The 13,444-nt window shown below is 40.3% G+C and carries 13 protein-coding genes; 7 read left to right on the plus strand and 6 right to left on the minus strand.

Annotated elements, in window-relative coordinates; translation table 11 throughout:
* Nucleotides 1-133: 133 nt before the first annotated feature.
* From BFP97_RS07470 to BFP97_RS07490, 5 genes are all read right to left on the minus strand, one after another.
* Entirely contained in the window at nucleotides 134-1,027 is an 894-nt protein-coding gene (locus BFP97_RS07470) for a 4-hydroxy-3-methylbut-2-enyl diphosphate reductase (protein WP_069841818.1), read from the minus strand.
* Between the two features lie 8 nt (nucleotides 1,028-1,035).
* Nucleotides 1,036-1,722, minus strand: coding sequence for a (d)CMP kinase (gene cmk / locus BFP97_RS07475; RefSeq protein ID WP_069841819.1), 687 nt, complete (start codon nucleotides 1,720-1,722; stop codon nucleotides 1,036-1,038).
* Nucleotides 1,723-1,826: 104 nt separating this feature from the next.
* Nucleotides 1,827-2,636: a hypothetical protein gene (locus BFP97_RS07480; protein WP_069841820.1), complete on the minus strand. Its 810-nt coding sequence runs from the start codon at nucleotides 2,634-2,636 to the stop codon at nucleotides 1,827-1,829.
* 2 nt (nucleotides 2,637-2,638) lie between these two features.
* Nucleotides 2,639-3,166, minus strand: coding sequence for a hypothetical protein (locus tag BFP97_RS07485; RefSeq protein WP_069841821.1), 528 nt, complete (start codon nucleotides 3,164-3,166; stop codon nucleotides 2,639-2,641).
* Nucleotides 3,167-3,173: 7 nt separating this feature from the next.
* Nucleotides 3,174-4,040 (minus strand): hypothetical protein, encoded by an 867-nt coding sequence (locus BFP97_RS07490; protein WP_069841822.1) that lies wholly within the window; start codon nucleotides 4,038-4,040, stop codon nucleotides 3,174-3,176.
* Nucleotides 4,041-4,275: 235 nt separating this feature from the next.
* On the opposite strand from BFP97_RS07490, the gene ade reads away from it, so the two are divergent.
* From ade to BFP97_RS07525, 7 genes are all read left to right on the plus strand, one after another.
* On the plus strand, nucleotides 4,276-5,898 hold the full coding sequence (ade, locus tag BFP97_RS07495; RefSeq protein WP_069841823.1) for an adenine deaminase: 1,623 nt from the start codon (nucleotides 4,276-4,278) through the stop codon (nucleotides 5,896-5,898).
* 71 nt (nucleotides 5,899-5,969) lie between these two features.
* Complete coding sequence (locus tag BFP97_RS07500; RefSeq protein ID WP_069841824.1) at nucleotides 5,970-7,259, plus strand: tetratricopeptide repeat protein; 1,290 nt, start codon at nucleotides 5,970-5,972, stop codon at nucleotides 7,257-7,259.
* A 193-nt stretch (nucleotides 7,260-7,452) separates the two neighbouring features.
* Complete coding sequence (locus BFP97_RS07505) at nucleotides 7,453-8,769, plus strand: hypothetical protein (protein WP_139135222.1); 1,317 nt, start codon at nucleotides 7,453-7,455, stop codon at nucleotides 8,767-8,769.
* Complete coding sequence (locus tag BFP97_RS07510) at nucleotides 8,769-9,047, plus strand: hypothetical protein (RefSeq protein ID WP_069841826.1); 279 nt, start codon at nucleotides 8,769-8,771, stop codon at nucleotides 9,045-9,047. Before BFP97_RS07505 ends, BFP97_RS07510 begins: the two co-directional genes overlap by 1 nt.
* A gap of 81 nt (nucleotides 9,048-9,128) precedes the next feature.
* Complete coding sequence (locus BFP97_RS07515) at nucleotides 9,129-9,605, plus strand: hypothetical protein (RefSeq protein ID WP_139135223.1); 477 nt, start codon at nucleotides 9,129-9,131, stop codon at nucleotides 9,603-9,605.
* Nucleotides 9,606-9,633: 28 nt separating this feature from the next.
* A complete protein-coding gene (locus BFP97_RS07520) occupies nucleotides 9,634-10,092 on the plus strand; it encodes a hypothetical protein (RefSeq protein ID WP_069841828.1) in 459 nt (152 codons plus the stop codon).
* 77 nt (nucleotides 10,093-10,169) lie between these two features.
* Complete coding sequence (locus BFP97_RS07525; RefSeq protein ID WP_069841829.1) at nucleotides 10,170-11,057, plus strand: tetratricopeptide repeat protein; 888 nt, start codon at nucleotides 10,170-10,172, stop codon at nucleotides 11,055-11,057.
* A 7-nt stretch (nucleotides 11,058-11,064) separates the two neighbouring features.
* Here the strand turns inward: BFP97_RS07525 and BFP97_RS07530 are convergent, their stop codons facing one another.
* Nucleotides 11,065-13,383 (minus strand): ABC transporter permease, encoded by a 2,319-nt coding sequence (locus BFP97_RS07530; protein WP_170827425.1) that lies wholly within the window; start codon nucleotides 13,381-13,383, stop codon nucleotides 11,065-11,067.
* Nucleotides 13,384-13,444 lie beyond the last annotated feature (61 nt).

Genomic DNA, 13,444 nt, shown 5'->3' on the forward strand with positions numbered 1-13,444 from the left:
TTGCGAATCACTAAGGTTGATCAAAATCGAGGCAAAAATAATACATTTGCACTCATATAAAAGGGTTAATCTGACCTTTTTAAGGTAAGGATTCAACCCGAAATTTCTTGCGCTTCTCAGACTCCGTAAAATCTCATACTGAGACTGTTTCAGAGAATGATTTTTGGATATGATCTGCAACATTTTGCATTAACCACATCGGAGTAGATGTTGCGCCACAAATACCTACTTTATCCTCTGACTTAAACCAGTCTAAATCCACTTCACTTTCGTTCTCCACAAAGTAGCTTCTTTCATTTTCCACTTTACATACTCCGTAGAGCGCTTTACCATTAGAGCTTTTCTTACCGCTTACAAAAACGATAACGTCAACTTCGTTGGCAAACTTTTGAAGCTGTGGTTCACGATTAGATACTTGCCTGCAAATACTATCATTTGCAGTGAAGTCTATTTCTTCGAATGAACCCCTGGCTTCTCGGATTCTCTCTTCGATCATAGATCGTATTCTGTAGAAACCCTTTGTACTCTTAGTTGTTTGAGAAAATAATGTAACGGGCTTGTTAAAATCGATCTTTTCCAGATCCTCATCCTCCATTACAATTATAGCGTTGTTATTGGTCTGCCCCGTTAGGCCGATTACCTCGGCATGGCCTGTCTTACCATAGATCACTATTTGACCATCAACTTTGTTGATTTTATCATAGGCCAGTTTGACCCTATTTTGAAGCTTCAATACTACCGGGCATGAGGCGTCAATCAATTCAATATTATTCTCTAATGCTAATTGATAAGTCTCTGGCGGTTCGCCATGGGCTCGAATCAAAACTTTTGAGTCTTTGATATCTTTGAGTGCATCACGATCGATGATCTGCAATCCTTTATTTTTAAGGCGCTTTACTTCCATACTGTTATGGACAATATCACCCAAACAATACAGATCTCCATCCAACATCTCATCCTCCGCCATCTGAATGGCGAATTCTACTCCAAAACAATACCCTGAATTCTGATCTACCGTTACTTGCATCCTCTTCTTTATTCTGCCTTCTCGATACGATTGTTGGCCAAATTTAACACTTTTTGCACTTGATCTTCGAACCTCAAATCAGAGGTGTCAATTTCAATTGCATCATCCACTTTTATCAATGGACTTTCGGCTCTCGTTGAGTCTTGATGGTCCCTTGATTCCAGATTAGCAATAATTTCATTTAACGCCACCTCTTCACCTTTAGCGGCTAATTCAGCCTGCCTTCTTTTTGCTCTTACCTCAGTACTAGCGGTCATAAAAACCTTTAGCTCTGCATCTGGGAAGACCACTGAACCAATGTCTCTTCCATCCATGACAACACCTTTGTCTCTTCCCATAGCCTGTTGCTGAGCAACCATAGCGACCCTAACTTCTTTAATTGCTGAAACCGGACTTACCATTTCAGACACGTACATTTTTCGTATCTCCTGCTCAACATTTTGTTGATTCAAAATGGTTTCGTTTTTCTGAGATTCCTGGTTGAACTCAAAGTCGATTTGGATATCAGATAGAGCATTGACCACTTGATCGTGGTTTGATAAGTCTACATTGTGTTGAAGAAAGTAGAGGGTTACCGCTCTGTACATTGCACCAGTGTCGATAAATTTATAGTGCAGTGACTTCGCAACGGCCTTGGCTGTACTACTTTTTCCACAGCCTGAAAGACCGTCTATGGCAATGTTTATTTTTGTCATTATGCTGCAAAGGTAAGTTTTCACATCACAGCAGACCACATTGCACAAAAAAGAAATTAGCGCATTGATGATTTATACTCACCTATCATCATGTCATAGCCTAACTAGTTCTGATGAACAAGATATGATAAGTAAATGACTGCAGGATAGGTAGAAATGAACGACCAGAAAAAATTATTTAAATGCATTACGATTGCGATCGACAAGTGCATTAACCCTACTACGATCAAAAAAATAAAAGTAAAATCAATATTAATCAGGATAAAAAAAGGGAAGAACGATTCTACTATTATAACAGACCAGCAAGCAAGTTTAGAAGTTGATTTGCTGGAAGTAAACACTTTTGCCAGTTTCTTATTGCCATACCCTACAGTGTTCATTATACCTTTAATGGCCTCGCCACTCCGCCATTCCTTTGACAACAATTTGGCTACACCTGAGACAAGGTAGGAGAGAATGGACTGCGCACTTATAAAAATCAAGCTTATAGTTTGAATCCTTTGATCATCGAATAAATAAAAGCCCACAAGTCCCGCTAGAACAATTACCTGCATTTGATCAGCCCCATCCAAACCTGTCTGATGCCTCATGTTCGCTGATAGCTTAATGAAGAAAATTAGAGCAATTAATAATATCAATGTAAGGCCTCCGAAAGCTTGAGATAGTACCATCACTGCCGCCAGAGCCTGGAAAAGAATGAGGTAAATAAACCGAGGATAACTGAATATAAAACCGAATAAATTGCCAGTAACCCCTGAAAGCACCCATTTGTGTGAAGAGCGGACAATTTGATAGCTATAAATACCTTGCAAGCTGTACTGTCTGCGCATAAACAGAATCTCGGCAGCGTCTATCAATATGGCAATGCTTATTAGGTTTTGAATATATAAAGCAGCCTGTTGTTCTGATAACATAGTCAATCTCTATTGAATCTATGAAGTTGAGATATGAACATTATTTCCGGTTCTGGAGCTTCCTCATGTCCAACAGTAGAGGTAATCATAAATTGCCTCATCTCGCTAAAGTTACTTGAGTCCATCATCATAATATGATTGAGCAGAACGATATAAGAGTAGGACAACAATATGGATTTATTATCTGGGTCTTCGACACTTAACTGCAGTACGTTCATAATGGCATCGTCTACCACCTTCATTATCCTTTTGCTGGGATTCCATAGCGCCTCAGACAGACTGTGGCTTTCATCAAATGTCAGTTTCCATGGGGAATATTTACCATCTACTAACCTGTCTCTGTAAAGAATCCTAAAATCCGAAGTACCAGGTTTTGGAGCAAAGAAAGTCCATGATGGTATCATGGAACACAGATCATAATATTTAAGCTTATAAACCCATTTAAGCTTTTCAAACTGTGCAAAAATCGAAACGACAAGCCATATGGAGAATATTGCACTGATTAAATATAATTCAATCGGATAAGACATTTTCTAATTAGAAGAGCACACCTTTGGACATCAGATCCGCCCTATTTTCCAACAGCTCATCCAAAGAAGAAGACATTTCGAGTTGTTCTAAGAGTTTGTCCGTTTCTTCCAATGACATTCTTTCAGGCATCAACCTATTTCCACTTCTTTCCGCCTGTCTCTCCATTTGTTTCCTACGCTCACGAGCCGTTCTTTTAGCATAAGTAGCCAGTGCGGCACCGACCACAACCACAGCACCAACTACCAACGCCACTGCTCCCCATAACATCTTAGGTTCGCTTCCAATTCGTAATTCGGATACATCACCTGATACTTTACGATTTACCGCTTGCTCAAAAAGTGAAAATTCAGGCTGTCTAATTAGAATCAAGCATTCCAATAACTCACTAGACTCATCCTTTACAAAAAGATCCAAATCAAATTTATCCACGTCCAAATCACCTCCACTAAAAGGAATAAACATACCGACAGCATCTAGACTTTCAAATATTTGCATCCCGGCTATGAACTTGTGTTTGTTGTAACTAACCTCTGCCAAGACAGGAATATCTGAAAGATGTTGAGGCTGTGTTTTTTTGCTACCTTCGATTACATTGGTAAAATCTGCATTGACTCTACCAAGTATGCCATCCATTTGTCCGTAGTTCCCGAGTATTAATTCTTCCTTAATACGGGAAAGGATATCGGATTCCTTTCTGGCCAAAACGACACATATTTGCCCTGCTAAAAAGTGTGAGTAACCACCTTCAGGAAAGGTGACATTAATGACTTCCGGAGTTGAATTTACAGGAGTTCTTTTGTCGGTTTCTAGAAAATACTGGTCCAATCCCTGAATCAACAAATCCCGATCTACTTGACTTGATAATTTCATCATAACAGTGTGGTTTAAAGAGACTTAATTTAAGTATAGCCTGATTAAAAATAAAAAAGTATTCTCATTTATCAAATTGAAAATCCATCCACTTTCAAAACGGATATGCACTCATTTAGCCTCAAGACTGAGAACCATCAACTATTCTGAACATTTAAAGAATACTAATAAAAAAGGGGTGCTAATAAGATTTCATCTTTCCTTCTTTTGATCGAACTTAGTCTCCAAAAAAGAATCTATGACAATTTCAGGGCAAATTATAGACGTTAGAAATAGAAGAATTTATAAAGGAGAAATTCAGGTCTCTGAGAATCGAATAATCTCAATTGAAGAGAAGGACGATGTGGAAGATCAATACATCTTACCCGGCTTTATAGATGCTCATGTACATGTGGAGAGCTCTATGTTGGTGCCTTCAGAGTTTGCACGTCTTGCAGTGGTTCACGGTACCGTTGCCACGGTATCGGACCCTCATGAGATTGGGAATGTGATGGGTGTTGAAGGCGTTGAATACATGATTGAGAATGGCAAACAGGTGAATTTCAAGTTTAATTTTGGTGCTCCGTCTTGCGTACCAGCCACAACCTTTGAAACAGCCGGAGCAGAAATAAGCCCTGAACAAGTAGAATATCTGCTACAAAAGCCCGAGGTGAAGTATTTAGCGGAGATGATGAACTGGCCTGGTGTACTATTCAATGATAAGGTAGTTTATGAAAAGCTTGACATCGCTAAAAAACTGGGTAAGCCCATTGACGGTCATGCACCTGGTTTAAGAGGTGATCAAGCCGAACAATATATTAAGGCTGGCATCTCTACCGATCACGAATGCTTCACCGCAGATGAAGCGAGAGATAAGCTAAAGCATGGAATGAAAATAGCCATCCGTGAAGGTTCTGCTGCTAAGAATTTCGATGCTTTGGTTGAGTTATTCGGAGAAGCACCTGAAATGCTCATGTTCTGCTCGGACGATAAACACCCTGACAACCTTGTGGAGAGCCACATTGACGATATGGTCAAAAGAACACTTGCCAAGGGTTATGACCTTTTTGATGTGCTTCAGGCAGCCTGCATCACTCCTATCGATCATTATAACTTAGACGTTGGGGCACTTCAGGTTGGTGACTATGCAGATTTTATAGTGGTAAATAGTCTTGAAGACTTTGCCATTCAATCCACTTACATCAATGGGGAGTTGGTAGCCGAAAACGGGAAGAGTCATATATCGAGGGTTAACAATGCGGTCATCAACCAATTCAATTGTGATCCAATATCGATTGAATCCATTCGGGTGAAAGCTACCTCTGACAAGGTGAATGTCATTGAAGCATTAGATGGCCAACTGATTACCAATTGTCTGGAATTAGAAACACGAAGGGACGAAAATGGCTTTGCGATATCAGATATAGTTCAAGACATGTTAAAAATGGTGGTAGTCAATAGATACAATAATGCTGACCCTGCCATTGCCTTTATCAAGAACTTCAATTTAAAAGAGGGTGCTTTGGCATCCTCTGTGGGACACGATTCCCATAATATCATTGCCGTTGGCGTTGATGATGCATCAATTACTAAAGCGATTAACATAATAATTGAAGCAAAAGGTGGTGTAAGTGCAGTTGCTAAAAATAAAGAACAAGTCCTCCCCCTACCCGTAGCCGGAATTATGTCTGCCGAAGATGGTTATGAAATAGCTGACGCTTATACAAAAATCGACCAAATGACTAAAAAAATGGGGAGTTCGCTGACTTCTCCATTCATGACACTCTCCTTTATGGCGCTTTTAGTTATACCTAATTTAAAGCTTAGCGACAAGGGTCTATTCGATGGAAAAAACTTCGAGTTTAAGCCTCTATTTGACTAGTGAACTAATACCATAGTTGATTTCTGGCATATTTTTGGCTAACTTCTAAGCGAACCTTAAATTAAAATGCCATGAGAGTTAAGTATATCTTTCTATTCATTCTGGCTATAACATATTCAAGTGCGTTAGCACAGGATGTCACAGAACAAGAAATAAAGAATAATTATGCTATCGCGAGCGATAACATGGATTATAAGAAATATAACGAGGCTATTCCAGCCCTAAATTGGTTGCTCAAGAATGCTCCATCCTTTTCCCAGAGTGTTCAAGATTGGTCCATCCAAGTTTTTGAGACCATCGCAAACGAGACTGGAGATAAACAACGGAAATTGGTTCTTTTAGACTCCATGTTAATCGCTTTCGAATCCAAAAGAGAGTACTTCGGCCTAAGTGATTTGGCAAAGAATAAACTCGCTTTTCGTTACTATAAGTATTTCAGAAACAGTCCTGAGAAATATGAGGAAGCTTATGAAGCCTTTGTAGATGTGTTCAAAAAGCCTGAAACGGTGATTAACAACAACTTGGTACCATACATCTATATGGCGAAGCAATATGACGCTGCCAACAAAACGCTATCTATTGATCAGAAGAATAAGATCTATGATGACATACAGGGCGAGGTGGCAACAAGGAAGGCCAATAACGGTAACGCTTCGAGGTTAGATAATTACATGTCTAACGTTGACAACCTCTATATAAGGTTGCTTGGAGATGATATCTCTTGTGATGCCATGACTCGACTTGCTGGTGGTTTAAGCCGAAGCGATAGCGTAAAAGTATCGAAGCGACTTATGAGCATCACTTTAGATACTAAATGTGGCCGGACTACCGAATATGAAAAAGCTTTGGGCATATTGGCGCGTAATGAGCCAAATCCTGGCCTATTCAAAATCTTGGCGCAGTATAGTGCTGTTGACAAGAAGTACAAGGAAGCCATATCTTACTACCAGAAAGCGCTAGCTTTAGAAGTTGACGATGTAAAGAAAGCGAACATCTACTTCGATATTGCTCAGCTCTATTACATCGATATGGATAAGCCTGCGGCCAGAAAGAATGCACTAGCTTCCATTGAACTTGACCCAAAAGGCTCTGCTAAAGCTTACTCTTTTATAGGTAACCTGTACATGAGTAGCTTTAACGAGTGTTCTGAAGGAAATAACCCGGTAGAAGACAGAGCGGTATTCTTTGTGGCGTACGAAATGTTTGAAAAGGCCAAAGATGTTGCTGGTATGGAAGAGGCACAAAAGCAGTTTCCTACCAAATCTGAAGCATTTAATCATAACATGATAGCTGGCGATGCAATCAGTGTCGGCTGTTGGATTAATGCAAAAACTAAAGTGAGAACACGCTCTAGTAACTAACACTCAACTATATTTGTAATAGTCATTCAACCTGGCAAAACCTTAAACTCTAATTAAGCGTTTGCTTTTCGATAGAAAAGCAACAATTTGTTAACCATTTGAACGAAGGCGACTGCCCGTTTGCTTGTACATTTGTGCCCAATTATTTTGGCCAGAGGTAGCAAGCCATGAACTGGCAGAAAAAACAATAAAAATGAAATATTTGAAACGCTTAATGCTTGGATTAATTCTGATCCAATCATTTCAATTACAAGGACAACAATTAAAAATGCCAGCAGATGCTGAGCTCGCGGCAGAAGCCTCAAGAAGGTTTGCCATATCGGTCGATGCCATATCAATAGATAAGTATAGAGAATCGGCCAACGCTCTTCACTGGTTGATGACCAATGTTCCAGATCTTTATGATGGCCTTTACATTAATGCTTACAAGGCATATGAGGAGTTAGCAAATGCTGCGCCCAATGAAGAACAAAAAAATATGTTTCTCGACTCGATGATACTTTCTTACAACAAAAAGGAAGAAATCTTCGGCTTATCCGATAGAGAGAAAAATAACAAAGCCTATCGCTATTACAAATACTGGAAGTCCGATAAATCAAGAATTGGTGCTGGTATGGAGGCATATAAGGTTGTTTACGAAGCCCCGAATAGTGTCATTAATAATAACATTGTCTCTTATATGGATATGGTTAGAAGGTACAGAGCTTACGGCAACGACTTTTCTAACGAAGAGGTAATCGATGTGTACAGCAAGGTCATGAACGTTATCGAAATCAAAGCCGCTGGTGGAGAAGATGCTGCTAAACTTGATAGATATAAAGCTGCAGTGAATGGGCTTTTGACTCAAGTAATGGGTGACGACCTCAACTGTGAATTTATAGAGCAGAACCTTGCCCCTCCTTTGGATCTGGGAGATGACTTGACGCTCGCAAAAAAGGTCTTTGGCCTACTACTGGAAAGAGGCTGTGGCGACAACCGCTATATTGAAATTGCTGCGAAGATTATTCAAAAGCAGGAACCTACAGAAGGAATTGCCAAAGTGCTTGCGCAAAGAGCATTTGGAAACAAAGACTACGAGAATGCTTCTGCATTTTACATGGAGGCACTTAACCTTTCGACAGACAACGAAAAGAAGGCTGATCTTCAGATGAATATTGCACAACTAAATCTAGCGCAAGGTAAGAAAGGTGAAGCAAGAGCTGCCGCCAGAGAAGCTGCAAAACTTGACCCTTCTAAGGCCAGTGAGGCCCTGACCTACATTGCAAACATGTACATGAACAGCTTTGATGATTGCTCCAAAAAGCAAAGTCAAATAGACGACAGAGCGATTTTTATGGCGGCCTATGATTTGTACCAGAGGGCTGGAAATGCACAAGGCATGGCGGAAGCAAAAAAGCAGTTCCCTACCGTTTCCGATGTATTCACGGCAAATAAGAAAGAGGGTGAAACCATTAGTGTAGGTTGCTGGATTGGCGGATCCACCACGATCAAAACCAGACCAAGTAACTAATGAGCAGCGACAGAATACTTCAAGAGTTAAGAGAGAAGATTGACGAGCTCATTGACAAGGCCAAGGACGCCAGTGAGGAAGTGCGTGAAGAAATGGAAGAAACCATTGAAGCCTTAAAGGTCCAAAGAGATAAGCTCGAAGAGAAGATCAGTGACTTTAAATTAAAAAATGAGCCAAAGATTGAAGAGGCCAAACACCATTTAAAGTCTGCGGCTGAAGAAATCGAACAAGCCTTTAAAAAATTGTTCCGTAAAGGCCCTGGAGCTGAAGAGCTCTGATAATACTATTCGCAATGACCAAGAAGCCCTAACCGTATGATTAGGGCTTTTTTTATTGAATGGATCGCTATATCTTCGATTATGGCAATGACAAAGACAGAGAAACTCTCGCAATTCGTACTCGTCATTATTGCATTATGTGCGGTTTTGGTTAGCGTATGGCAAGGAAGAATTTCACAAAGACAGTTAGAGATAAGCCAAGAACACAACCGACTTACCGTAAAACCCTATATCGACATTACTCGATTTACAAACAGCAGTGATAAAACGTTGGAAGTCAAAGTTTCAAATCAAGGTTATGGGCCAGCTATTATCAACTCTTTCGAGCTTATCTATGATGGAAAGGCTTACAGTGACTGGAACAGCGTGTTGGGTGAAGCAGGTGAAGGAGGAAACATAAGGTACCTCAATAATTATAGTGAAGGTTCTTTGATTGCCTCCGGTAAGGAGCAAGTATTAATGAGACTGGAGACTGATTTCAACAATAAAAACATCACTATTAAGATCGAATATAAGTCAATTTATAACGAGGAAGATTCGATAGAATTCACATTCTAAAATTCACCTAAAAAGCTAAGAGATGTCCATGTCAAAGTCAGAAAAGCTCACTCAATTTCTAGTGATGATCGTTGCCGTTTGTGCCGTAGTAGTCTCGGTCTGGCAAGTAAGAATTTCTCAACAGCACAATAAGCTTAGCGTGATGCCTTATCTCGACTTCTTTTCCGGATGGGCTAGTGATAGCACATGGCGACTGACCCTCATGAATGAAGGTATCGGGCCAGCTATCATCAAATCCACCGAATTGACATATGACGAAAAAGTGTATACGCATTGGGACGCGGTTTTAGATGCAGCCAATATTAGAGACAGACGGGTTAACTCGACAAATGTTGGTAATGATTCTCCATTTAAGATTGACAAGGAGATTGTGTTTCTCGAAATAAAGAATGACCCATTGAATCCGGTGACCTTCGGCATAGATGTGCTTATTAGGTACACTTCTATCTATGGCGGTGAGATTCAGGAATTAACCATCGGTTTTTAGATAATCGGGGTAAAAATGATCGGATTTTCCTTTTCAACCCCTCCTATGTGATAAGTTTACCTCACAACAATTGAATTATGAGGCAAACAACATTACTTACTTTTCTACTATTCATTGCTATTCAAACCTTTGGTCAAGACTTAAGGCAGACAGCCTTAGATCAATATAACAAGCAAGATTTTAAAGCAGCTGCCAAGACTTACCAGCAGTACCTCAAAGAAAACGAGGGGGATTCTCTTGATTGGTATAATTTGGCAGTTAGCAGTGCGAGAATATCGGATCATGTTGAGGCTTTGGACTATTTCAAAGAGGCAAAGAAACACAACTTCCCTCCCGCCTTCATATCCTTCGGTATGGCAAAGTCATATGCAGCTCTTAAAGAAGAGACCAAAATGATTGAAGTACTCAACGAAGGAGCAGGTAATGGTCTTAATGCGATTGCTCTCTTAAAAAACGACCCTGCGTTCGAAGCATACCAGTCTTCTACTGGTTTTATGGAAGTCCTAAAAAAGGTCGAGCAAAATGCCTATCCCTGCTTAGGAAGTGCTAACTATCGGCATTTTGATTTCTGGATTGGAGAGTGGGATGTACTGGTTAACGGAAGAAAAGTAGGTGATAATTCAATCACCATGGCAAAAGGTGGCTGTGCTATTCATGAGAATTATACCACCGCAGGAAACTATGCTGGACAAAGCATTAACTTCTTTGACCCAATAGACAAGAAATGGCACCAGCACTGGGTAGGAAGTGGCGGTGACGTTTACAATTACCTGGAAACCAAAAGAGAATCAGGATTGCTTCAGTTTCAAAGCAAATTCATGGGGCCCACTGGTAATATTTCACTTTCTAGACTCACTTTCACGTTGAATGACGATGGCACCGTTCGTCAACTGTTTGAAGGCTCTACAGATGAAGGAAAAACCTGGACTCCAAGCTTTGATGGTTTATATAGAAAGAAGAAGTAAACTATTCCTACTCACTTCTAAGTGTATCTACTGGATTGAGCTTTGCTGTTTTAATGGATTGATAGAAAATAGTGCCAAGGCCAATGAGTAAGGCTAGACATCCAGCAATCATAAATGGTAATAAGCCAATAGATATTCTATTGGCGTAACCCTCTAGCCACAGATTCACCCCATAATAGGCGATCGGTATGGCTACTATAAATGAGAAGACAATCAGCCTTAAAAAGCCACCTCCAAAATGCTTTATAATATCAGACACCTTGGCACCCAATACCTTCCTCACACCAAATTCATGTAATCTTTCTTCGGCCTTGAATGCTGCTAAGCCAAACAAGCCTAAGCAGGAAATGAATATGGCTAGCACCGTAAATACCAGTACAGCATTGGCGTTTTCCTTTTCAGATTGAATCTGCCTTTCAAAGTTTTGGTCTAGGTAATAGTACTCCAGAGGTTCGTTTGTAAAACCTGACCATATCTCCTCTATTTCATCAATTGAAATAAGTTTGGCATCAATTTGAGCGGAGAGCAAATTGAACCGCCCTTTGTCATAAATAAACATAGCTGGACCGATCTCCTGTCGTAACCCTCCATAGTAGAAATCTTCTACCACACCAATGATCGTCCAATACTTACCAAATACTTTGCCGACCGGATCATCATAACCCAAGGACATAGCAGCAGTTTTATTCAACACCACCAGTGAGTCATATTGTTGTTTCTCAGAGTTGAACCACTCCCCTTCTAAAACATTCAAATCCAGTACCTCATCAAAGTTTTCATCAACATAAAAATGGTCAGCCGTAAACGAAGTTTCCGAATCCAGCAGTACAGACGTGGTTGCTGAAGAGCCATCAGCTGGCAGCCTGTGTGAAAAACCGACTTTCTTAACTGCCGGATTACGAATTAGCTCCGAACGAAATGCCTTCTTGGAAGACTTTAGCACGGGCATATTTTTGATTACCAAGACCTGCTCATTATTGAAGCCAAGATCCATGGCACTGAGATGCTTGAGTTGATTATTAATGAATAAGCTTGCAATGATTAAGGTTGTAGAAATAGCGAACTGTAATATGACAAGTCCATTTCTCATAGTTTTGGCGGACGCCAAGTTTAATACACGCCCCAATTTCATTCCCTTTAACAGAGGGATCATTTTCGCAGATGAAAGAAAGAAGGCTGGGTAAATACCAGAAACAAATCCCAGCACAAGTACAAAAGCCAATAGATACGCCAGCAGAATTGGGTAAGTCAGAAGGGAGACCGTGATATCACCGTTCCAATAGATATTAATCACTCGTATAAAGAGTTCCGAGAGGGCTGCTCCAATCACAGTAGATATAAATGTTATAAAGACACTTTCTACCAGAAAATATGTTGTAAGCCTCTTTTTGCTAGCACCCAGCACTTTCCTCATTCCGATCTCTTTGGTCCTGTGTGACGACTTGGCCGTAGTCAGGTTCATAAAGTTTATGGAGGCAATCACCAGAATAAAAAGCCCAATAATTGTCAAAGTCACCCTAGTCTGATAATCACCATTTGGGCCTAATTCCATTTGGACATTCGATGAAGAGTGAATTGATCGGACAGGCTTGGGAAAGAGTTTAATTTTATTCGGACTAGATACCCACTCTGCAAAGGGCAGACTTCCAGATGGGTGAACCACAGGGTAAATATTATCCTTGGTCAGAGAATCTAGCCGGGCTTGAAAAGCATTCTGAGTGGCACCCGGAACGAGTTTAACATAAGAATATCCACCTATACCATACCATCCTGTCGGTTTGTATTCATCATTTCGATGAGTAAGTAATACATCAAAATCAATGTGTGATTTAATTACCGAGGGCTTAGTAACACCCACTATTGTGTGTGGTGGAAAGTCAAGAAATTCTAACTGCTGCCCGAGGACATCTGTTGTTCCGAAGAGTTCCAGAGCAGTTTCCCTACTCAAAACGGTTTCTCTTGGATTCTTAAGTACCTGTCCTGGATCACCCTGAACAAACTCATAATCAAAGATTTTGAAGAATGAGCTGTCTGCCGACAAGACCCGTTGACTATATCGATTATTGTCAACGATGACCTTCATCTGACCACCCAAAGCCCCTACTCTGGTATGGCTTTCTACCACCGAGATATCTCCAAGCCGATAGGGTAAGTTATTTGATGTTAGGGCAACAACCCCAATGCCCATAAAGTCCTCCTCAATACGATAGATTCGCTCACTGTTACTGAAGCCCTTTTCGTAGGAGTTCTCCTGAAATAAGTAAAGAGAGATGACTAGAAAACAACCGATACCAATACTTAGACCAAGCACATTTAAACTTGACAATAGAGGGCGCCTTTTAAAGGATCTCAAAAAAGTCTTAAGGTAGTTAAGCAGCATTTAATTG

This window comes from Roseivirga sp. 4D4 (assembly GCF_001747095.1).
Taxonomy (GTDB): Bacteria; Bacteroidota; Bacteroidia; order Cytophagales; family Cyclobacteriaceae; genus Roseivirga.